This is a genomic window from Pontibacter sp. HJ8 (genome assembly GCF_054824225.1).
Window position 1 is genome coordinate 1 of sequence record NZ_JSYF01000202.1, and the last position, 22,278, is coordinate 22,278.

Here is a 22,278-nt window from a genome sequence, read left to right on the forward strand (position 1 = left end):
AAATACCCAGCAGTTGTTGAAGAGCCCACATACTCCGGGTAAGTACTCCTTGAGTCTCCTTCCTCTAGCTGCAATTTCAGTTACACTTCGGGCCGGGCTTTTTCCAGCGGGTGTAGTAGCCAACGTTTATAGCCACGCTTGATGCTGTAGCAATGAAGCGTTTTACGACAGCCATCACTGTACTTATTTTTTTATGCAGTTTTGGCGCATCAGCTGAGACATACTATATTAGTCTGAATGGGGATGATACGAACTCAGGAGTCGAAGTACAAAATGCCTGGGCAAGTATTGCAAAGGTAAATTCTACCACGTTTGCGCCGGGAGATTCCATTCTTTTTGAAGGAGGGGCTACCTTTTCCGGAAGTATTTTTTTTGGTCCGACGGTGAAAGGCACACCTGACCAACCCATCGTACTAAGCTCGTATGGGGAGGCCAGAGCGATTATCAGCAGCGGTACCCAAGCCGGCATTTACGTTGAAAACACGGCTGGCTTTAAAGTACAGCATCTGATCTTCAGAGGGTCTGGTCGCGAAACCAATACGGCATCAGGAGTAGATTTCTACATGGAGTTGCCCAATACAAGACTGGCTTACATTGCAATTGACAATGTAGAGGTATACGGCTACCGCGAAGCCGGTATTTCGATTGGCAGCTGGAGCGGGACCAGCGGGTATGATGATGTGACGATCACCAACTGTTTATCCCACGACAACGGCGATAGTGGCATCAAAACATACGCTGATGACTATAAAATAGGCCACAAAAACGTCTATATAGCACACAGCAAAGCATTCAATAATGCCGGGCTTCCTGACAGAACCTGGTCGCACAGCGGAAACGGCATCGTGATGGGAGGAGTGGATGGCGGCATCATCGAGTATTGCGAAGCGTATAATAATGGCTGGCTGAACGCCTGGACGAGCGGAGGACCGGTCGGCATCTGGGGTTATCTCTGCAATAACCTTATCATCCAGTACAACGAATCACACCACAACAGAACCGGCACCACAAAAGATGGCGGCGGGTTTGACATAGACGGCGGCAGTACCAACTCCATTATGCAGTACAATTACTCGCATGACAATGAAGGTGCCGGCTACCTGCTCGCCCAGTTTGACTATGCCCCTGTCATGAAAAACATTGTTGTGCGCTACAACATCAGCGAAAATGATGGCAGAAAAAACGGGTATGCCGCCATCCATTTATGGTCTACTACTGCTAAAAAAGCGCAAGCCATTCAGAATGCCCAAATTTACAACAACACCGTATACCTGTCCCCGGCAGCCAGTGGAGTCCCTAAAGCTGTCTGGGTACAGGCTGGCGGCGCAACGCAGGCCACGTTCCGGAATAACCTGTTTGTCACAACAGGCGGTGTGAGTCTGATGAATATCGAGGCAACGACAAACATTCGTTTTGAAGGGAATAACTACTGGACGACAGGTGCAACACCAGCTTTTAAGTGGGGCGCTACTACCCACACCTCGCTGGCTGCCTGGCGTAACGCGACCAGTCAGGAACGGCTGAATGGCATAGCGTTAGGTCATTTTCTTGATCCTGGTCTGAAAAACCCTGGCCAGGGTGTCACGATTGCGGCCCCGCAGGCTTTGTATACGCTACAGGGTTACGAGCTCCAAAAAAGCTCTGCTATGATCGGCAAAGGGCTCGACCTGACAAAAGATTTTGGCCTGAACACGGGAACACAGGATTTCTGGGGCAACAGCATCAAGCAACGCGCAGACCTCTGCATAGGAGCCCATCAGGTAACAGACAACAGCAAAGCCTGCCTGCAGGGTGGCGCACTTCCCCTGGCATTCGGCCTCTCAGAAGAAGGCCTTTACTCGGGGCAGGGCGTATCAGAAGGAAAACTCTTCGACCCGTTGGTAGCAGGTTTAGGCAACCATGCGCTACTCTATACCTATACAGATGTTGCCGGGCTATCGAAGGTAACGCACCATACCGTGCAGGTAGTAGATGCGCTGGCAACTTCCTGGACAGGCGCCAACAACACGACGGACTGGTTCGACAGTGAAAACTGGACTACCTGCGTTCCGACAGCCAAAGTAGATGCCACTATACCTGCTTCGGAAACAGAGTTGAATACCATGCCGGTTATCAGGGAGGGAGAGCATGCCTTAGCACATGATTTAGCTGCGGCAGGTGTTCTTAGCATTGAGCAGGGCGGCACGCTGGAGCTTAAGAATAAACTCTTATCGGCCAATCTGAAAGCCTCTCCCCTTTCAAACATCATCTTTGCCAGTGATGCCACCCAAGCTATACCGGCCGGCACTTATGGAAACCTTGTCCTGCAGGGCAGCGGCACAAAAAAGCTGACCGGTACCGTTACGGTAGCTAACCTGCTTAATTTAAACCTGAAGAAGCTGTTGCTGGGCGATCATAAACTTACACTGGCTGGCACGGGAAGTATACTGAATTACAGCCCCACTGCCTATATCGTGACGGATGGCGCAGGCGAACTTATGTTTGAGGCGATGGGCTCCGGAGTAAACAGAGTCTTTCCGGTAGGAACCTTGGGAAGCTATGCTCCCGTTAAGCTTCAGAATAAAGGCACAACAGACAGTTTTGGTGTTCGGGTAGAAGAAGGATTTCAGTTATACACATCAGATGGCTCTACGGTAGAGGAAGGAGCAGTGAACAAGACCTGGCATATAACAGAAGAGACTGAAGGAGGATCTGACGTGGCGATGAACTTGCAGTGGAACGTCTCTGACGAACTTCCAAATTTTGTTCGGGATTCGGGCTACATCACGCACTTTGATAATGGCGAATGGGATCTGGTGGAAAGCAGCATCGGTACGGTGCAACAGGGGGCAACGCCAAACACGCACTCCATCAACATAACAGGCGTCAAATCTTTCTCCCCTTTTGCTGTCGCAAGCACACAGGAGACACCGGTTCCATTACCTGTCAGTTTGTATACCTTCACGGCTGTCCAACGGGACTTCGATGTTTTACTGGAATGGGGAACCGCCTCTGAGCTTGATAATTATGGATTTGAGGTGGAAGTTTCGGAGGATGGCAGACAGTTCCGTACAATTGGCCTGGTCAAAAGCAGGGTAGTGAATTCTCAGATAATCCAACGGTACAGCTTCAGGGAATCAGGTATACGCGAGGCCGGAACAAGATATTACCGTCTTCGTCAACTTGACCTGGATGGCACCGCCACTTACTCTGCCGTAAAGGCAGTCGTGTTTAATAAAGTCGGTATTGTATCCTCAGCCTATCCAAATCCGTTTTCTGACATAGTGATGCTGGAACTGGAGGCCTACCAGGAACAAGAACTCCTGCTAACGATAACGGATACACAAGGGAAGAAAATATTCCAGAAATCCATTTTTCTACCCAAAGGTTTGATGAAGTTGCCGCTTGACCTAAGCGAGGTACCTCCCTCTTCTATGTGTATTGTGACGGCATACCTCAACAACACAACGCACTACTATAAGCTGTATAGAAAATAGCGGGCTGAGCAGAAGGCCTCTTTATATCTAACCTACATTATAAGCGGGAGCCGGTTATTCTACCGGTTCCCGCTTGTGGTTTAACTCCCTCCTTTTTAAGAGATATCCTGTACTTTTTGCCGTTGCTGGATCAACCAGTCAAGTAACCTTCTGCTCTTTGCCAGAAAATTTAAGTATGTCAGCAACAAGAGCATAACTCAAGTAAGCTGTTTTATAGCAGATGCGCATCGCTACGGCTGGAGGAATCCGGGGAAATGCTCACAAATGTAGTAGCGCCTGTTGTATCTAAAATACTCCATGCGCTATACCTGCAAATTTTGCCAAGACTAGAGCAGAATATATACTTAATAGGATGTATTCAATTATATACAGGCCATCATCAAGACAAAATTTCAAACCATTCGTATATCGTACTATTCAGTATAAAAATTATCAAACCACCCTTGCGCTAATATCGTGGAGCTCCCCGGCCTCTGGTGGTTATTCCTTTAGCCATACAAAAAAACTGATGCCCGAAACAAAAACATCCTGGGATTGGGAGATTTCCAGTAAGACGAGCTACTGGGGAGCTAGCTTTGGCGAGATGTGGTCTTTCCGTCACTTACTCGCTGGCCTGGTCAAACGGAACTTCTTACTGCGCTACCAACAGACTGTACTGGGCCCCTTTTGGATCCTTTTCCCGCCTTTGCTAACATTGGTTACCTACGTCATTGTGTTCGGAAAATTTGTAGGAATTCCTACCGGTACGATTCCTCCGGTGCTGTTTTACTTTGCGGGCATTATCCTGTGGAGCTTTTTCAGCGATTGTTTTACAGGTACAGCAACCACCTTTAAGGACAACGCGAACCTTTTCAGCAAGGTATACTTTCCGCGCATCATCGTGCCCCTGTCTGTCATAAGCACACAGCTGTACAACTTTCTTATACAGCTCCTGCTGCTCGTGATTCTGGTAGCCTACTACTGGCTGTTTCAGGATTTAACACCGCCTATAGGTATAGGTATTCTCTGGTTTCCGGTAGCTGTTATCACTACTGCTGTACTGGCCCTCGGAATGGGCTTGTTCTTCTCTGTGCTCACGGCCAAGTATCGCGACATGGGCTACCTCATTGGTTTGGGCATCCGTTTATTTATGTATGTAACCCCTGTCATTTATCCGCTGGCAACTGTTCCGGAGAAAGTCCAGTGGCTTGTTCAGCTAAATCCATTGTCTCCCCTGTTTGAGATGTTCCGCTTGTCGCTACTTGGGGAGGGCACGGTCTCTCCTATGTATGTGCTGTATAGCGTGCTTTTCGCAGCGGTTCTTTTTAGTGCTTCCCTGTTGTTGTTCAACAAGCAGGGCGACAAACTGATAGACGTAGTATAGGTATGGCAGACACTGTTATTCAGGTTGAAAACATCTCCAAACTATACCGGCTTGGAGCTATCGGCACGGGCTCCTTTCGCCAGGACCTGCAGCATTGGTGGAACCTGTACATACTACGAAAGCAGGATCCTTTTTTCCAGCCGGGCGGATCAAAATCCTTTGCTGCGGAACGCGATCAGATATGGGCGCTACAGCAGATTAACTTTGATGTAAAGCAGGGAGAGTCTATCGGCATTATCGGGAGCAACGGTTCAGGCAAATCCACCTTGCTGAAAATCATTTCCAGGATCGTGAAGCCAACAACCGGTACAGTAAAAGGCAAAGGAAAAATAAGCAGCCTGCTCGAAGTAGGGACCGGCTTTAACCAGGAGCTCACTGGCCGCGAGAACATCTTTATCAGCGGCTACATTCTGGGCATGAGCAAGGCGGAGGTCAGGTCAAAGTTCGATGAGATCGTGGCATTCTCCGGTATAGAAGAGTTTATCGATACGCCTGTCAAACGCTACTCTTCCGGTATGTATGTACGCCTGGCCTTTGCGGTGGCCGCTCATCTTGAACCTGACATTCTGATCGTGGACGAGGTACTGGCAGTCGGGGACGCTGATTTTCAGAAGAAGTGCCTGGGCAAAATGAAAGAAGTCACCCACGCTGACGGCAGGACCATTCTCTTTGTGAGCCACAACATGCAGGCCATCAACACCCTGTGTGACAAAGCGATCTGGCTCAACAAAGGAATCATGAAGGAAATAGGCCCCTCGTCCGCCGTAGTGAACAAGTACATTGCCAGCATGCAAAAGTTTAAGCTGGAGCAGAAATGGGACACCCCCAGCGACGCCCCCGGAAACGACTGGGTACGCTTTAAGCAGGTGCAACTTATTCCGCATATGCAGGAATCAGACAATATCCTGGATATCCGGACTCCGCTGACGATTAAATTCAAGTTCTGGAACCTGCACCCGGGCATCAACCTCAACGTTGGATTGGTGTTGTACTCCTATAGCGGTGACTGCATTTTTGATTTGCTTTCGCCAACGGCATCTTGCCACAAAGGGATTGTAGAAGGGGAATGTACCATACCTGGCAATTTTCTGAACGACGGTTCCTACTACATTACCCTCACGGTCGCCAAAGACGCCTCGATCCCGTTGTTCAACCTGGAAGAATGCCTGTCCTTTGATGTGGAAGATTATCGCGAAGATATACACTACTTCGAAAAATGGTGGGGGGCCGTGCGTCCCAAGTTCCCCTTCCGGCTTCAGCAAAAAGAAATGGCCTTAGAATAGCGTATGCCTAACAATTCACCCATGAGCCCCACACCCTTAATATCGGTCGTTATACCCTGCTACAACCATGGCCGGCTGCTTCAGAAGGCCATCGATAGCGTGCGTCAGCAAACGTATGCCAACACCGAAATAATCGTAATCGATGATGGCTCAACCGACAATACTAAGGAAGTAGCGCAGCAGAATCCGGAGGTAACCTATATCTTTCAAAGCAACCAGGGGCTTTCTGCAGCCCGGAATACAGGTATACGCCACAGCAAAGGAGAATTTCTGGCGTTCCTGGACGCAGACGACTATCTCTATGAGGGGGCGCTTGCTACGAACCTGGCGTACATCAGCAAAAACCCAGAGCTGGCCTTTGTTTCCGGCAGCCATGACAAGATATATACGGCCAGCGGTGAAGTACAACCTGTCGTCAAAACCGTGCCCACCGAGCATTACCTCAACTTACTGAAAGGCAACTACATCGGTATGCACGCAACCGTTCTCTACAGGAGGTGGGTGTTTGATGATCTCCTGTTTGACACCTCCCTGAAAGCCTGCGAGGACTATGACCTATACCTGAAAATTGCCAGGAAACACCCTGTTCTTCACCATGCCAACAGAATCGCCGCTTACTGCCTCCATGGGGCAAACATGTCGAATAACATTCCACTGATGTTAAGCACAGCGTTACGTGTTCTGGAGCGACAGCACAAGTTCCTCCAAAACACTACCGAAGCAGCTGCCTACGCGGAAGGCCTCAAACTATGGAAGGCATATTACGTGCAGGAACTGTCCGCTAAAGTCAAAATGGAAAAGAAAATCACCCCGCAGGACTACTATACCTTGCTGAGGTATGATCCCGAAGCAACTTTGGACAAGACCCTCCACAAAAGTGCCGCTACTATCACCCATCAAATGGTTCGCTACATACCTTCCAAGAAAATCAAAAGGAGATTACGCGCTATGTTTTCAGAAACAGACACTGCTCCCGCCGTGGGTAAAGTTAAACTGGGAGACCTGGATCGTAACAAGCCCTTCAGCACCCAGTTTGGCTACGACCGGGGCGGCCCGGTAGACCGTTATTATATTGAGAACTTTCTGGGGAAGGAAGCTCCGAGCATCAGAGGCAGGGTGCTGGAGATCGGGGACAATGCCTATACCCTGCATTACGGAGGCGACCAGGTTACCAAAAGCGATATTCTGCATGTGGATGACAGCAATCCCCAGGCTACCTTGGTCGGTGATATCAGCCACGCGCCCGACATTCCGGACAACACCTTTGACTGCATCATTCTGACCCAGACCTTGCACCTGATCTACCACTTCCGGGACGCCCTCCATACCTGCTTCCGCATCCTGAAGCCCGGAGGCACCCTGCTTCTGACCGTGCCGGGCATTACACCCATTGACCACGGCGAATGGAAAGAAACCTGGTACTGGTCGTTCACGGACAAGGCTATGATGCGGCTGATGGAAGAAACGTTTCCCAGTAGCGACCTGGAGATATACCCCTTCGGAAATGTTTTCACTGCGACAGCTTTCCTGTATGGTATGGGATTGCCGGAAGTACCCGCCGACAAACTGGACTACAACGACGCTCACTTCCAGGTCATCATAACTGTAAAAGCGACCAAAAGGCTACGCAATTGATCACAGGCTTCTTCCATACCTTAAAAAAGCGCCTGGAGCACAAGGGCCTTATTCTGATGTACCACCGTGTAGCGGAGCTGGAATCAGATGTATGGAGATTAGCGGTCAGCCCGCTGCATTTTGAACAACAGTTGCAGGTTCTGAGCAAAAACTGGCACGTGGTGCCACTGGTTAAACTGGCAGAAGACTTGAAGAACAACAAGCTTAAAAGAAACAGCGTCGCCATTACGTTCGATGACGGGTACGCCGACAATTTTTTAGCGGCCAGACCGCTGCTGGAGCACTTTCAGCTGCCGGCCACTTTTTTTATCTGCTCCGGCAACATCGATAAGCAGGCCGCATTCTGGTGGGATGAAGTGGAGCAAATTTTCCTGCTTACAGAAAATTTACCCAAGATCATGGACATGCAGCTAGCGGATGCAAGCCTCGTGTTTGACCTGAAGCAGGAAGGACAACTCACGGAAGCGCTGCGGCAACAACATCGGTGCTGGAAAGCCTATGTAACGGAGCCGCCTACTTTACGATCTGCCTTATTTCTGCAAGTATGGGAGATCTTAAAGCCGCTTCCCCACCAGCAACAACAGCAGCACCTGCAGCAGCTGAAAAGCTGGGCCGGTATACCTGCCACTCCCCAACGCCTCCACCACAGCATGCGCCTGGAACAGCTGCAGGAATTAGGCAAGAGTCAGTTATTTACGATAGGAGCTCACACAGTATCGCATCCTGATCTTGCCGCTCTAGACACCGCCGCACAGCAGCACGAAATCCTGGAGAATAAGACATTCCTGGAGCAAACGATAGGTAGAGGTGTAGACTTGCTCGCATACCCATACGGCCGCTACAACAGCGATACCGTGGCCTTGGCAGCCCAAGCAAATTTTACAGCTGCTGTCACAACCAATGGCAGCAGCGTTCAGGCAACTTCAGCCAGGTATACCTTGGGCAGATTCCTGGCAGACAACTGGAGTGGAAATGAATTAGACAGGTATATGACCGCGTGGCTGAAGTCTTAAGATCAGTGTGTATGAGCCTGCCCCACACCAAAATATCCGTTATCACCTGCCTCTTCAATGTAGAAAAATACCTGCAGGAAGCCATTGAAAGTGTGCTGAATCAATCTTACCCGCACTGGGAACTACTGCTGGTGGATGATGGCTCCACAGATGCAAGCACAGGTATAGCTCAACGCTACGCCACATCGCATCCGGATCAAATAATTTACTGCCAACATCCGGGGCATATCAACAAGGGCCTGAGTGCTAGCAGGAACCTGGGCCTGGCAAAAGCAAGCGGAGAGCTCATCACTTTTCTGGATGCGGATGATGTCTGGCAACCCAATTACCTGGAAGCTCAACTATTGCTGATGCAGGAGAAACAGGTGTCGGTTATTTGTGAGGCAACCGAATACTGGTATAAATGGGACAATCCGCAAAAAGAAAATCAGGTAGTGTATATCGGTACCGAGCAGGACAGGCTGTACAATCCTCCCCAACTGATGCTCCACCTATACCCCTTGGGCAAAGGCGCTGCTCCCTGCATGTGCGGCATTATCCTCAAAAAGGAACTTCTGCACAAGCTGGGAGGATTTGAGGATGCTTTCAGAGGGATGTACGAAGACCAGGTATTTCTGAGCAAGCTATACCTAAGTGAGCCCATCTACATCTCCTCCAGGTATAACAACCTCTACAGGCAACGCCCCGATTCCTTGGTAGGCTCCTCGCAGCAAACCGGGGAATACCACCTGGTCCGGCAACGTTACCTCAAGTGGTTAGATCAGTACATGCAGGCCCAACACCTTGCGCATGCGGAGGTAGATCAGCTCTTGCAAAAAGCTATTAAACCCTATCAGGTTTCTTTTTGGCAGCGATTAAGGAGGAAAATACGCCATACCCTAAAACAATCCTTCAAAAAATGGTTTCCCGGTCATTTAAAACGTATTATTAAATACAATTTTAAAGTAAAATAAGTCTATTAAAATCTTTATTTTCCTAAGTAAAAGTTCGCAGTAAAAAATCTCTGGATTTATAATCATCAAAACTTCTATGCAACGCATTCCGACCTCTCCCCCTGTTATCAAGCCCCTCGAGCCATCCAGCGATCGCCCCTTGTGGTCCGTCATGATTCCGGTTTACAACTGTGCTGAGTTTTTGGTGCATACCCTGGAGAGCGTTCTGGCACAGAATATCCCTGCGCAGCAGATGCAGATTGAGGTGGTAGATGATGCCAGTACCGATGCGGATGTCGGGAAGATGGTGCAGGAAATAGGAAAAGGCCGGATCAGCTATTTCAGGCAACCCCAGAATGTCGGTAGCCTGCGTAATTTTGAGACTTGTATCAACAGGGCCCAGGGGCATCTGGTCCACCTGCTGCATGGCGATGACCGGGTAAAAGAAGGCTACTACGTCGTCATCCAGAAACTATTCGAAGATCACCCGGAAGCTGGTGCCGCATTCAGCAGCTATCATCACATTGATGAGGAAAACAAGATCCTCAATCCTAAACTAACATCAGATAAACAAAGTGGTCTATGTGAAAACTGGTTACTTCGCATCAGTGAGAAACAATATATTCAGTATGCCACCATCACAGTTAAACGAGAGGTATACGAGAAGCTCGGTTCATTTTATGGCTTAACGTATGGAGAAGACTGGGAAATGTGGGTACGCATTGCAAAACACTATCCCGTTGCGTATACCTCACAGGTGCTCGCTGAATACAGGAAGCATTCCGGTTCCATATCCGGAGTAAAATTTCTGACAGGAGAATACCTGCAGGATGCAGCCTATTTGTTTCAGCTCATCCAGGAGCACCTTCCGCCGGAGCATAGAAAACAAGTTCTCAAAAGAGCGCAAAGGAATTTTGCCTACTATGGCATCGGAGTAGCGCATAACCTCTGGCGAAAGTCCAGGAACAGCAGGTACGTAATGGCCAATCTCAGGAATGTTTTTAAAATGCACATCGACACCGTTATCTGTATCAAAGCGGCAAGAATTGTCGCTAAAATGATACTTAATAAATCATGATGGTTATACATTTAGTAATACGTTTCCAGGAAATGTAATAGTTCTTCCTCTTTCTTAGCATGGTATATTTTGGCATCGGACAAGGCCCGGAAGATGGTGTTGAACTCATCATACCTATGCTCGTGGCCACGTTTCGAAAGGATGATGTTTTTCCCGCCAAAATAACTGGCCAAAGCAGCAGTCCCCCCATGCACAGACAAAAACCTTTCACAGTTTGCGTAAAGCATTAGCTGAAAGTGGTTGTAGTTGTTGACATGCTCCCGATGTTTAAGATATAGGTCTTCTGCCAGCAGTACGTCCGGATATTTTTCACGAATCTGTTCCGCCTCATTCATCTCATAGATCGCGCTATTGTCCATCACAATGTAATTGGCGCCGGGACGGTTATAGACGATCTGGTACTTGTGCCTAAACCTGTCAAACACTTTAAAAAGTAAATCCAGGCTGAAGTAATTGATGGGGCCCCGCCCCCACTCATTGTTATATTTATTGGCGATGATGAGCAACGGCTTCTGGTAAACGAACAAATCATTGGTGTAATGCTCCTTCAGCGGCACCTGTGCCCATTTACTAAAGTGCACCCGTCGGCAGTGATACATGTTGGGGATCTCGTAGCTTTCCTTCGATAGTCTCCAGGTACGCCTGTTGTACTTCTCTTCATGATTTTCACTAAAGAAATATAATTCTTTGGTATACTTGGAGGAAATGGTCTTATCCAGCGTACCGTTCAGGAAATGCCAATAAGCAAAAGGCAGGACAAAGGTCAACTCCTGTTGGAACTCTTGCCTATATTCTATCTGCTTGTAGCTTGGCTTCATGACATAGTCTTTCATGAAGTACTTGGTTTGCAACAAACGGGCATACGTATTTGCGCGAGCAAAGAATTCAGGAGTACCATAGCTAAAAGAGCCTGTCAGTCTGTTCTTGACTTTTCTCAAATAAGCTATAAAGGAGTCTGGACCTGGCGTACTGTGGGAGTCTACTACACTTTTCTTCACGTATCGCTATCAATGATTTCATACTTTTACGTCTTTACATACAACTCTCCAGATTTGAAACCTCAATTATGGTGAAATAATTTAATTTTTGGGTGAAATTATCATATTTGCATGTGAATGACTTCCCGAAAAAACTTATATGCATAAAATGCAGGCATACAGGCCTATAATCCGTTGGCTTAAAAATGAGAAACATCCTAAGGACGAAGGATTTAAGACAAACATCAAATAAGGGGTGCCCCCTACATCTTTTGTTCCCACCGAGATTCTTCCAATGCAATTGGTTACTAGCTATTAAGCAGAGCACCCTTAAATACACCGTTCCCACAAACAGAAGGGGGCAGCACACTATGTGTGCTGCCCCCTTCTGTTTGTGGGTTTCCTTTAAATTAATCCAGATCCCGGTCTCCTCTTCTGAGCTCTTCTACGGAGCGCATGACCTTGTCTTTCAGGCCTACTTTATACTTTTCCAGTTTGTCAGCGACAGCTGCATTGGATGTTCCCAGGATCTGGGCAGCCAGTATACCGGCATTGAGGGCGCCGTCTAAGGCTACGGTTGCTACCGGCACACCGCCCGGCATCTGCAGGATAGACAGCACAGAATCCCAGCCATCGATCGAATTGCTGGACTTTACGGGTACTCCGATCACCGGCAGTGTCGTGATGGAGGCTACCATACCTGGCAGGTGGGCAGCGCCTCCGGCTCCGGCAATGATCACTTTCAGACCTTTTTTACGGGCCTGCTCGGCGTATTCAAACATGCGGTGGGGCGTGCGGTGTGCCGACACGATGGTGATCTCAAAAGGAACCCCAAGGGTTTCCAGGATCTCGGCAGCAGCGTCCATAACTTTCATATCGGACTGGCTGCCCATGATGATGCCTACCAGGGGCTGGGCGGGAGTGGTTTCGTTGGCCATATTATGCGATTACTTTGATTACGTTTCGGATTGATGCTGCCCGCTGCTGCGCTTCCTGCAGGTCAGTGCCCAGCACGGTAATGTGTCCCATCTTACGGGCGGCACGGGTATATTTTTTGCCATACAGGTGTAGGTATACGCCGGGTACACCCAAGGCTTCCTGCAGCCCTTCGTATTTTGCTTCCCCCTCGTAGCCCGGCTCACCCAGCAGGTTGAGCATTACAGCGGCACTCTGTATATCGGTACTGCCGAGCGGGAGATTCAGTATAGCCCGCAGGTGCTGCTCGTACTGCGAGGTATAGTTGGCTTTTATGGTATGGTGGCCGCTGTTGTGCGGGCGAGGGGCTACCTCGTTCACCAGTATCTGTCCGTCTTTGGTCAAAAACATTTCGACAGCCAGTATACCAACCATATCGAACGACTCAATCACGCGGGTGGCGATTTCGATGGCTAGGCGCTGCTGTTTGTAGGCTACATTGGCCGGCGCAAAAAGCGAGTCTACCAGGTTGTGCTCCGGATGGAAGCTCAGCTCCACCACCGGAAAGGCAGTCACCTGGCCATTGGCATTGCGGGCCACGATCACGGATATTTCCTTCTCAAAGTCCACGAGTTTCTCCAGCAAAGATGGCTCTGTAAAGCCTTTCCCGAAGTCAGCTTCGCTCTGCAGCCGCGTCACCCCGCGCCCGTCATAGCCTTCGCGGCGCAGCTTCTGGAAAGCAGGTAGAAAATCGGTGTTGGCATCCAGTTCCGTGGCGTCTTTCAACAATCTGAAATCAGCGGTAGGTATGGCGTGTTGGCGGTAAAATTCTTTCTGAAGTCCTTTGTCCTGAATGGTACGCACGGTTTTGGAATCCGGGTACACCTTTACGCCTTCTTCTTCCAGTTTGGCCAGGGCATCGGCGTTTACGTGTTCAATTTCGATGGTGACGATGTCACAATTCTTGCCAAACTCATACACGGTATCAAAGTCCCGAAAACTGCCTACATAGAATTCGTGACAGACATCCTTGCAGGGGGCATTCTCATCCGGATCGAGCACCAGGGTATAGAGGTTAAAATCGAGCCCGGCCTGAATCAGCATGCGGCCCAGTTGTCCTCCTCCCAGTATACCTAGCTTTACTTCTCCTTTCATAGTATCGTTATTAAGCGTGTTGTTCTACCCAAAATTAAGGATTAAGTTTTAAACGGGCTGCTTTCAGATTGTTTTCTGCCGCTGCCACGCCATACCTTTGTTTTATATGTATTAAAAACTATATTGAAGGTTATACGTTTATCGCACTCATGGAAATTATCCTTGCTACCCTCTCTGCCCTTTTCTCCGTTGTAAACCCTTTTGGGGCCATGCCTGTCTTCCTGACCCTGACACAGAACGATACGGCTGCCCAACGCAACCAGCAGGCCCTGAAAGCCTGTTTGTATATGGTGGGTATCCTGGCTGTCTTTTTCCTGGCAGGGCAGTACGTGCTCAACTTTTTCGGTATACGCATACACGACCTGCGTATAGCCGGCGGCCTGATGATCATGCGCGCCGGTTTTGAGTTGCTTACACCCGGCGCCAGCAACAAGAAAGTCTCTCCGGATGTGGTAGAAGAAGCGCAGCATAAGGAAGATATCTCGTTTACGCCGCTGGCCATGCCCATGCTTTCCGGACCTGGTGCGATCGCGGTCAGTATCGGTCTTTTTACGACCTCCCTCTCCTTCCTGGACATGACGCTGATCCTGATCGGCATTATTCTACTGGCTGCTATCTCATACGTGATCCTGCGTTTTTCTCACCAGCTGACGCGCTACATGGGCAAAGCCGGTCTATCTGCGCTGTCGCGTATCATGGGTTTTATTGTGCTTTCTATCGGGGTAAATTTTATTGTTTCCGCCCTGAAGGCTTTATTTTTCACAGAGTAGGGATTCAGATTATTCAGAAACATTCTTTGCCGGGGTTTGCGGCCCTTTACCTCCCTCTTCCCACCTGAAACAGGAGCAGAAGTTTTTGTGAGAATCAGGATTAGAAAGATTTCGGAGGTATAGGCGGGAATAGTCCGATCATGCACCGGGTATAGACATTACCGCTATACCTGGTGAAGACCACCCTGCTGCTCAAAGCGCCTGGTTTACACTTCTTTTAGCATGGCCGGACCAAACTATCCCTGCTCCTCTTTATCCTTTTCAAGCCGTTCTCCTCAGGAAGATACTCCGCGGCTTAGTGCGCTCTGATACTAACCGTGAAATTGTGCAGGTATACGGGCACCGGACAGTAAGCGGCTATACCTGCAAAGACTTACCCCTCGTCTGAATATTCTGAAAGCTTCGCTATACCTTGTTGCTGATTTGATAACGGAGTGCAACATAAACTCGTATCTTTGTGACATGCAACTGAAGAATGACCTGCTTATAAGAGCCGCCAAAGGGGAAGTGGTAGAACGCACCCCGGTATGGCTGATGCGCCAGGCTGGGCGCATTTTACCGGAATACAGAGCTGTGCGAAACAGCCTGAGCGGATTTAAGGAACTGGTGGAAACACCCGAATTTGCCGCCGAAGTCACCATTCAGCCCGTAGATATACTGGACGTGGATGCCGCCATTATTTTCTCCGATATCCTGGTAGTGCCCGAGGCTATGGGTTGTACCTACGAAATGGTAGAGAAACGCGGCCCCTGGTTCCCGAAAACTATCCGAACTGAAGCCGATCTGGCTCAATTGCGTGTAGCTGACCCGCATGAGCACCTGGGTTATGTGCTGGAGGCAATCAAAGTAACCAAAAAAGCCCTGAATGGCCGTGTTCCGTTGATTGGTTTTGCGGGCGCTCCCTGGACCATTCTGGCCTACATGGTAGAAGGCAGCGGCTCCAAGACTTTTTCGCATGCGCGTGGCCTGCTCTATACCAACCCGAAGCTGGCGCACCAACTGCTCCGTATGATCACCGATACTACCATCGCCTACCTCAAAGCGCAGGTAGAGGCAGGTGCCAACCTGATCCAGATCTTTGACTCCTGGGCAGGTATACTTACGCCGGCACACTACCGCGAATACTCCCTGCCCTACATCAGCGAGATCTGCAATGCCATCAACGATGTACCGGTAACCGTCTTTGCCAAAGGTGCTTTCTTTGCGCTGGAAGATTTCAGCAAACTCAACTGCGAGACCATTGGCCTGGATTGGAACATGGACATCCGTACTTCCAGAGCACAGGTAGGGCCGAACAAAACGCTGCAAGGCAACATGGACCCATGCCTGCTTTACAGTTCTTTTGAAACGATCCAGCATGAAACCATCAAAATGCTGAAGGAGTTTGGTCCCCAGCGCCACATTGCCAACCTGGGCCACGGCGTATACCCCGACACCGATCCGGAAAAAGTGAAATGCTTTATCCAAACGGTAAAAGAATACAGTTTTGCAGTGAACAGTTAAGCAATCAACAGTAAACAGTTTCTCTTCAAAAAACTGTTGCAGCAAGTATAAAACATGAAAGCCGGCTCCAAAAAGCCGGCTTTCATGTTTTATACTTGCTGTTATACTTTTGGTGGATGTTAAACCCGATAACGGTATCAGCTAACGGATAGCTGTTTACCGCTAACGGATTACAGTTTACTGTTTACTGTTTACAGTCTTTATCCTACCACGATCTGAGTTTCCGGGAATTTGTAGTCGGTAGAAGGCGGGCGCGTACTCAGTGCCAGCGCCAGCGTCAATGTACCGACCCTGCCCAGGTACATCGACAGGATCAGGACGGATTTACCGAAATCGGAAAGACCGGCCGTAATGCCGGTGCTAAGTCCTACCGTAGCAAAAGCGGATACCTGTTCCACGGCCAACTGAATCAATCCATAGTTTGGATCTGAAATGGCGAGCATGAAGATAAACAGCATGTTGAGCAGCGCGGCAAACGCAAACACCGAAAACGCCTTATAGGCGACCGAATGCGGGATGGTGCGGTTGCCGATCTCCAGGTACTTCTTGTTTCGGATCGTGGTGATGACAGCCAGCAAGATCACCACAAACGTGGTTGTCTTGATACCACCGCCTGTCGAACCCGGCGAAGCCCCGATAAACATCAGAAACAGGAACATAAGCAGCGTAGGTACCGTCAGGGCGGAAATATCAACGGTGTTGTAACCGGCTGTACGGGTGGTCACAGACTGAAAAAACGCAGTGATGAGCGCCTCTGCAAAATTCAGGTGGGCCAGCGTATTGTAGTACTCCAGCAGGAAAAACCCGATAGTACCCAGTAAAATAAGCGCTGCCGAAGTATAAATAGTGATACGAGAGAGCAGTCTCCAGTTCTTCCAGGGCGCTGCCATGCGGCCACGCATCGCCTTTGGAGAGAGCACATCCAGAATGGTCGGAAACCCGATGCCGCCGAAAATAATAAGCCCGGCGATCACCAGGTGCAGCACGTAGGAAAATCGCAACGGCTTCGTGTACAGGTTTTCAGGGTAAAGTGAGAAACCCGCATTGCAAAAAGCCGATACAGAGTGGAATACCGAATAGAATATCTTGCTGCCAAGACTTACAAACTTCGCGTCGGGTCCCCAGGTTAGAAATACAAAGACAGCTCCAATCCCTTCGATCAGAAGAGTAAGGTATACCAGCTGGCGGAGCATGCCTTTTGTGGAGTATAAGGTTTCGGTTTCCAGGATCTGCTGCATGGCCACGTGCTGCTTCAGCGCCACTCCCTGTCGCATCAGCGTCGCAAAAAAAGTAGCGAACGTTAATATGCCCAACCCACCCAGCTGGATCAGCATCAGCAAGACCAGCTGCCCGCTATGCGTAAAATAAGTACCCGGGTCCACCACAGCCAGGCCGGTTACACAAGAGGCACTGGCCGACATAAAGAGTGCATCAATAAAGCGCATACTGCCTGGCACATTCGTCATCTTGGGCAGCATAAACAGCCCGGCTCCGACCAGGATTAACAGTATAAAACTCAGCAGAAAAGAAACACCTGGCTGCAGCATTATGGCTTTCTGGTGTATTCTTGTCTCCAGGAGCTCGATAATGAGCAGCACCAGCATGTAAAGCGAGATGATTACCCGGTATATGTCCACAGAAAGCGGAATACCGATGCTCTCGAACACATTGTAAATTACGGGTATGCCAAACACGTATGTGCCGACCTGGTTGACCAGGATAATGGCCATCAGGGTTCCTTCAAACCAGGTGCGTTTCAGGAAATTTTTCCGCTCAAAATTATAAAGGATCCGGATGAAGTAGATAATCACGAAGACAGCCAGGATCCAATCGATGATGTAGTAGAGAAGCCGTAGTTTCTCCTGGTCCTCCACAACGCCATGGGCATAAACGAGCAACCCTACTGAAATCAGCGTCAGCAGGTAAGTCGTGCGTCGCATGGTGGCGTAAGCCGTGAGCTTGGTCCCGTAAAGCGCCCGGTTCAGCGTTTCTGTATTCATATGAAGCAATACGTCTTATGCAATTCCGGTATTCCTTTTTTGGTCGTGACGCCCATATTTCCTGGAGATAATATCCTAAACATTACCCGATCGCTACGTGCGTGTCAGGATATTTGTAAGCAGTGGAATAAGCACGCGTACTGATGGCCAGCGCCAGGGTAATGGTTCCTACCCTTCCGATATACATGGACAGAATGATGACCAGTTTGCCCACATCCGATAACCCAGCGGTGATACCGGTGCTTAACCCTACGGTGGCAAAAGCGGAAACCTGCTCGAAAGCCAGCCGCAGGATGTCATACTGCCCATCGGTTATGGAAAGTATGATCAGGAAAAAGATGTTGAACACGACTGCAAACGTGAAAACGGCAAATGCTTTGTAGGAGGCCGAAGGCGGTATCGTCCGCTTTCCCAGCTCTATGTTTTTCTTGCCCGTAATTGTAGCCCATACCGAAAGGATGATCACGGTAAAAGTGGTGGTTTTGATACCACCGCCCATCGAACCCGGTGAAGCCCCGATAAACATCAGGATCGTCATGATCAGCAGGGTTGGTACCGTCAGCGCAGATACGTCTACCGTATGATAGCCGCCCGAGCGGGTGGTAGCTGATTGAAAAAAGGAAGTAACCAGCGCTTCCGCAAAGTTCAGTTCTGAGAGTGTATTGAAGTACTCCAGCAGGAAAAATGTGACCGTGCCAAAGGCCAGCAAAGCAGCTGATGAATACACGGTTACCCGTGTCAACAGCTTCCAGTTCTTCCAGGGTGCAGCCATACGCGCACGCATGGCCTGAGGAGAAAAAAGGTCAATAATAGTAGGAAAGCCAAGGCCGCCGAAAATGATGAGCCCGGCAATCATCAGGTGCATAATGTACGAATCACGAAGCGGATCGCTGTAAAGCCCTTCGGGATACAGGGAAAAGCCTGCGTTGCAGAATCCGGACACCGAATGAAAAATGGAATAGAAGATTTTATTGCCCAGATTCACGAACTGCGTCTCCGGACTCCAGGTCATAAAGATGACGAATGCCCCGATGGCCTCGATGGACATCGTCATCAGGAATAGCTTTCGCAGGAGCCCTTTGGTAAAAGAAATAGATTCCCCTTCCATGATCTCGTACATGGCCACGTGCTGGCGTATGCCGATGCCTTCCCGCATGAGCATGGCAAAAAAGGTTGCAAACGTCATCACGCCCAAGCCGCCCAGTTGCACCAGTACGAGCAGCACCACCTGCCCCGAGAAGGTAAAGAAGGTACCCGGATCGACGACGGCAAGGCCCGTTATGCACGAAGCGCTCGTCGACATGAAAAGAGCGTCAATGAAGCGCATTCCTCCCGGCACATTGGTCATTTTGGGGAGCATGAACAACGCCGTGCCTACACCGATCAGGGAAACAAAGCTGAGCAGGAAAGTAAGCGCAGGCTTTATCTGCAGCGTTTTCAGGTGCACCTTGGTCTCCAGCAACTCGATAAAGAGCAGCATCAGCATGTAAACCGAAACCAGCACGCGGTATAGCTCCACGGACAGCGGCATGCCCAGCCCTTCAAAAATGTTGTAGATAACAGGGAAACCCAGCAGGTAGGTACCGACCAGATTAATAAGGATGATGCCCATCAGTGTGCCTTCAAACCAGGTACGCCGCAGGAATTTTATCCGCTCAAAACCATAGAGGATACGGAGCAGGTAAATGAGCACGAACACCCCCAGAATGGCATCGATGATATAGTAGATCGTCTGAATCCTACTATGCTCTTCGACAACGCCGTGGGCATAAACCAACAAGGCCACCGATACGATGGTGAGCACATAGGTGGTGCGCCGCATGATGGCGTACGCCATCAGTTTGGAGCCGTACAGACGCCTGTTAAGCTGTTCTGTGTTCATGTGTTTCGAACAACCTGATGTGCTGCGCCTCTTCGAAGAGCCGCTTCCGGTCTACGGGCACAACACCTACCTGCTCGCATACCAGGCCGCCGCCCAGGTTGCTCAGGCCAGCCATAAAAGGCAATGAGGTATGCAGGGCCATACAAAGGGCTGCAATGCTGATCACGGTATCTCCGGCACCCGACACGTCTGATATGGAACGCCGGTGCGCCTGGATGTAGGTTCTTTCTTCGCCATCGGCTACAAACACTCCCCGCTCCGAAAGCGTTACCAGCACCTGCTGTGTCTGCAGCCGCTTCTGCAGTTCCTCCACCGCATCCTCAAAAGCAGGCAGGTTTTCGTCTGCAAAATCAACCTTGAGCCCTTCTTTGAGTTCTTTCAGGTTCGGCTTGAAAAGGGTGCAGCCTGTATAACTCAGGAAATTTTTCTTTTTAGGATCTACCACAGTCGGTATACCACGCTCGCTGGCCAGCTGTATAAACCGTTTGATGTTGTGTTCGGAGAATACACCTTTGTCATAATCCTCAAACACGACTACATCGGCCCGGTCCAGAAGCTTCCGGTAGTGCTCCTCCAGGTGGCGCTCTTCATAGTCAGCCAGGTTGTGCTCGATCTCGGCATCCACGCGCAGCAGTTGCTGCCCGCCCGCTATGATACGGTGCTTGATGGTGGTCACCCGCTCCAGACTCTGCACGATCCCTTCGGTTGACAACGACCGCTCCTCCATCAGGCGCAGGAAATCCCCGCCATCCGGATCGTCGCCTATCACCGAGCAAAGCAAGGGCGTAGCACCCATCGCCTGCACGTTCAGGGCCACGTTGGCTGCTCCGCCGAGTCGCTTCTCCCGCTTCACTACGTTCACAATCGGCACCGGTGCCTCCGGCGAGATACGCGTTGACTTACCCCACAGGTAGGAGTCAATCATCACGTCTCCCACGATAAGCACGGTAAGCCGGTCAAAGGCACTGAAAATGTCTTTTAAATTGGTATGCTGGTTCATTAGTGCAATTTGGCGAGGCTGGCCTTGATGCGCCGGAGGGCCTCTATTAATTTATCGTCGGAAGTAGCGTAGGAGAAACGGATACACTGCGGTGCGCCGAATGCCTCGCCGCTTACCAGGGCCACATGCGCGTCCGTAAGCAGGTATAGGCTCAGGTCCAGGGCCGTGTTGATCGTGTTTCCGTTGCAGCTCTTGCCGAAGTAGTAGCTCACATCCGGGAAAATATAGAAAGCCCCGGCGGGCACATTGGTCTTAAAGCCCGGAATGTCCTGCATGATACCCAGCACCAGGTCACGGCGACGGTGATAGGCATCGCGCATTTCCTCAGCAGATGACCTGCCACCCTGCAGGGCTGCATAAGCGGCTTTCTGGGCAATAGAGCAGGTACCGGAGGTAATCTGGCTTTGCATTTTGTCGCAGGCAGATGCTATGTCTTTGTGGGCAGCAATGTAGCCGACACGCCAGCCGGTCATCGCATAACCCTTGGAGAAGCCATTCACTGTGATCACACGGTCTTTGATGAAGTCAAAAGACGCCATGCTCGCATGCTTCCCTTCGAAGTTGATGTACTCATAGATCTCATCGGCCAGGACGTGTACCTGCGGATGCTTTTCCAGCACTTTTGCCAGCGCCAGCAACTCCTGCTCATCAAACACTGAGCCGGTCGGATTGCAGGGGGATGAGTACATCACCAGCTTGGTATTGGAGGTGATCGCATTTTCCAGTTGCTCCGGCGTAACCTTAAAATCATGCTCCAGGCTACCCTGCAAGGGTACCGGTATACCTTCTGCCAGCTTCACGATCTCTTCATAGGACACCCAATAAGGCGAAAAGATGATTACCTCATCGCCCGGGTTGACCAGGCACATCACCGCATTGGCAATAGACTGCTTGGCACCTGTCGAAACAACAATGTTCTCGGGCTTATAGTCCAGGATATTGTCGCGCTTAAACTTATCGACTATGGCCTGGCGCAGCTCCGGATAACCCGGCACCGGGGTATAGAAGGTAAAACCCTCGTCGATGGCCTGCTTGGCAGCGTCCTTTATATACTGGGGGGTCTGGAAATCAGGCTCGCCGAAGCTCAGGTTGATAATATCAAATCCCTGGGCTGCTAGTTCTCGGCCTTTTTTCGCCATGGCGATTGTCTGCGATTCCGACAGGGCAGTTATTCTGTCAGAAAGTATGCTCACCTCTTCTGTGTTGTGCATAAGCTTAGAGTTAAGCCGGCAATTTAATTATAAAGCCACAGACTTACCAGTAGTTGCAAGGAATATCAGGCCCCGATAAATGAAA

Annotated in this window: 16 protein-coding genes; 9 read left to right on the forward strand and 7 right to left on the reverse strand. The window is 49.9% G+C overall.

The genetic code is table 11. The annotated features are described in order from the left end of the window. Positions 1-152: 152 nt before the first annotated feature. The 7 genes from OB13_RS09890 to OB13_RS09920 all read left to right on the forward strand — a co-directional run bounded on the left by OB13_RS09890 (position 153) and on the right by OB13_RS09920 (position 10,780). Entirely contained in the window at positions 153-3,476 is a 3,324-nt protein-coding gene (locus OB13_RS09890) for a right-handed parallel beta-helix repeat-containing protein (protein WP_461490002.1), read from the forward strand. Between the two features lie 508 nt (positions 3,477-3,984). Then, on the forward strand, positions 3,985-4,839 hold the full coding sequence (locus OB13_RS09895; protein ID WP_461490003.1) for an ABC transporter permease: 855 nt from the start codon (positions 3,985-3,987) through the stop codon (positions 4,837-4,839). A 2-nt stretch (positions 4,840-4,841) separates the two neighbouring features. Further along, a complete protein-coding gene (locus OB13_RS09900; protein WP_461490004.1) occupies positions 4,842-6,122 on the forward strand; it encodes an ABC transporter ATP-binding protein in 1,281 nt (426 codons plus the stop codon). A 21-nt stretch (positions 6,123-6,143) separates the two neighbouring features. Beyond that, complete coding sequence (locus OB13_RS09905) at positions 6,144-7,757, forward strand: glycosyltransferase (protein ID WP_461490005.1); 1,614 nt, start codon at positions 6,144-6,146, stop codon at positions 7,755-7,757. Continuing rightward, positions 7,754-8,770: a polysaccharide deacetylase family protein gene (locus tag OB13_RS09910; protein ID WP_461490006.1), complete on the forward strand. Its 1,017-nt coding sequence runs from the start codon at positions 7,754-7,756 to the stop codon at positions 8,768-8,770. The genes OB13_RS09905 and OB13_RS09910 overlap by 4 nt, the downstream gene beginning before the upstream one ends. A gap of 11 nt (positions 8,771-8,781) precedes the next feature. Continuing rightward, positions 8,782-9,723 carry a glycosyltransferase family 2 protein gene (locus OB13_RS09915; RefSeq protein ID WP_461490007.1) on the forward strand — a complete coding sequence of 314 codons (942 nt, stop codon included), beginning with the start codon at positions 8,782-8,784 and terminating at the stop codon, positions 9,721-9,723. 76 nt (positions 9,724-9,799) lie between these two features. Continuing rightward, on the forward strand, positions 9,800-10,780 hold the full coding sequence (locus tag OB13_RS09920; RefSeq protein WP_461490008.1) for a glycosyltransferase family 2 protein: 981 nt from the start codon (positions 9,800-9,802) through the stop codon (positions 10,778-10,780). 11 nt (positions 10,781-10,791) lie between these two features. Here the strand turns inward: OB13_RS09920 and OB13_RS09925 are convergent, their stop codons facing one another. From OB13_RS09925 to OB13_RS09935, 3 genes are all read right to left on the reverse strand, one after another. Next, a complete protein-coding gene (locus tag OB13_RS09925; protein WP_461490009.1) occupies positions 10,792-11,613 on the reverse strand; it encodes a hypothetical protein in 822 nt (273 codons plus the stop codon). Between the two features lie 554 nt (positions 11,614-12,167). Then, entirely contained in the window at positions 12,168-12,695 is a 528-nt protein-coding gene (purE, locus tag OB13_RS09930; RefSeq protein WP_461490010.1) for a 5-(carboxyamino)imidazole ribonucleotide mutase, read from the reverse strand. A gap of 1 nt (position 12,696) precedes the next feature. After that, a complete protein-coding gene (locus tag OB13_RS09935; protein ID WP_461490011.1) occupies positions 12,697-13,827 on the reverse strand; it encodes a 5-(carboxyamino)imidazole ribonucleotide synthase in 1,131 nt (376 codons plus the stop codon). A 149-nt stretch (positions 13,828-13,976) separates the two neighbouring features. On the opposite strand from OB13_RS09935, the gene OB13_RS09940 reads away from it, so the two are divergent. Further along, the gene (locus tag OB13_RS09940) at positions 13,977-14,597 is read left to right on the forward strand and encodes a MarC family NAAT transporter (RefSeq protein ID WP_461490012.1); all 621 of its coding nucleotides are present in this window, start codon (positions 13,977-13,979) and stop codon (positions 14,595-14,597) included. 462 nt (positions 14,598-15,059) lie between these two features. Then, complete coding sequence (hemE, locus tag OB13_RS09945; RefSeq protein WP_461490013.1) at positions 15,060-16,100, forward strand: uroporphyrinogen decarboxylase; 1,041 nt, start codon at positions 15,060-15,062, stop codon at positions 16,098-16,100. Positions 16,101-16,300: 200 nt separating this feature from the next. Here hemE and OB13_RS09950 read toward each other — a convergent pair whose 3' ends face one another. The 4 genes from OB13_RS09950 to OB13_RS09965 all read right to left on the reverse strand — a co-directional run bounded on the left by OB13_RS09950 (position 16,301) and on the right by OB13_RS09965 (position 22,193). Beyond that, a complete protein-coding gene (locus OB13_RS09950; RefSeq protein WP_461490014.1) occupies positions 16,301-18,100 on the reverse strand; it encodes a TrkH family potassium uptake protein in 1,800 nt (599 codons plus the stop codon). An 82-nt stretch (positions 18,101-18,182) separates the two neighbouring features. Next, a complete protein-coding gene (locus tag OB13_RS09955) occupies positions 18,183-19,982 on the reverse strand; it encodes a TrkH family potassium uptake protein (protein ID WP_461490015.1) in 1,800 nt (599 codons plus the stop codon). After that, complete coding sequence (locus tag OB13_RS09960; protein WP_461490016.1) at positions 19,963-20,982, reverse strand: bifunctional heptose 7-phosphate kinase/heptose 1-phosphate adenyltransferase; 1,020 nt, start codon at positions 20,980-20,982, stop codon at positions 19,963-19,965. The genes OB13_RS09955 and OB13_RS09960 overlap by 20 nt, the downstream gene beginning before the upstream one ends. Further along, positions 20,982-22,193: a pyridoxal phosphate-dependent aminotransferase gene (locus tag OB13_RS09965; RefSeq protein ID WP_461490017.1), complete on the reverse strand. Its 1,212-nt coding sequence runs from the start codon at positions 22,191-22,193 to the stop codon at positions 20,982-20,984. The genes OB13_RS09960 and OB13_RS09965 overlap by 1 nt, the downstream gene beginning before the upstream one ends. Positions 22,194-22,278: the final 85 nt, after the last annotated feature.

Bases quoted from the DNA above. Each gene is read 5' to 3' on its own strand.
- OB13_RS09900 (WP_461490004.1), top strand. From the start codon at position 4,842: ATGGCAGACACTGTTATTCAGGTTGAAAACATCTCCAAACTATACCGG.
- OB13_RS09940 (WP_461490012.1), top strand. From the start codon at position 13,977: ATGGAAATTATCCTTGCTACCCTCTCTGCCCTTTTCTCCGTTGTAAAC.
- OB13_RS09905 (WP_461490005.1), top strand. From the start codon at position 6,144: ATGAGCCCCACACCCTTAATATCGGTCGTTATACCCTGCTACAACCAT.
- OB13_RS09890 (WP_461490002.1), top strand. From the start codon at position 153: ATGAAGCGTTTTACGACAGCCATCACTGTACTTATTTTTTTATGCAGT.
- OB13_RS09915 (WP_461490007.1), top strand. From the start codon at position 8,782: ATGAGCCTGCCCCACACCAAAATATCCGTTATCACCTGCCTCTTCAAT.
- OB13_RS09920 (WP_461490008.1), top strand. From the start codon at position 9,800: ATGCAACGCATTCCGACCTCTCCCCCTGTTATCAAGCCCCTCGAGCCA.
- OB13_RS09960 (WP_461490016.1), bottom strand. From the start codon at position 20,982: ATGAACCAGCATACCAATTTAAAAGACATTTTCAGTGCCTTTGACCGG.
- OB13_RS09955 (WP_461490015.1), bottom strand. From the start codon at position 19,982: ATGAACACAGAACAGCTTAACAGGCGTCTGTACGGCTCCAAACTGATG.
- hemE (WP_461490013.1), top strand. From the start codon at position 15,060: ATGCAACTGAAGAATGACCTGCTTATAAGAGCCGCCAAAGGGGAAGTG.
- OB13_RS09950 (WP_461490014.1), bottom strand. From the start codon at position 18,100: ATGAATACAGAAACGCTGAACCGGGCGCTTTACGGGACCAAGCTCACG.
- OB13_RS09895 (WP_461490003.1), top strand. From the start codon at position 3,985: ATGCCCGAAACAAAAACATCCTGGGATTGGGAGATTTCCAGTAAGACG.
- purE (WP_461490010.1), bottom strand. From the start codon at position 12,695: ATGGCCAACGAAACCACTCCCGCCCAGCCCCTGGTAGGCATCATCATG.
- OB13_RS09935 (WP_461490011.1), bottom strand. From the start codon at position 13,827: ATGAAAGGAGAAGTAAAGCTAGGTATACTGGGAGGAGGACAACTGGGC.
- OB13_RS09965 (WP_461490017.1), bottom strand. From the start codon at position 22,193: ATGCACAACACAGAAGAGGTGAGCATACTTTCTGACAGAATAACTGCC.
- OB13_RS09925 (WP_461490009.1), bottom strand. From the start codon at position 11,613: ATGAAAGACTATGTCATGAAGCCAAGCTACAAGCAGATAGAATATAGG.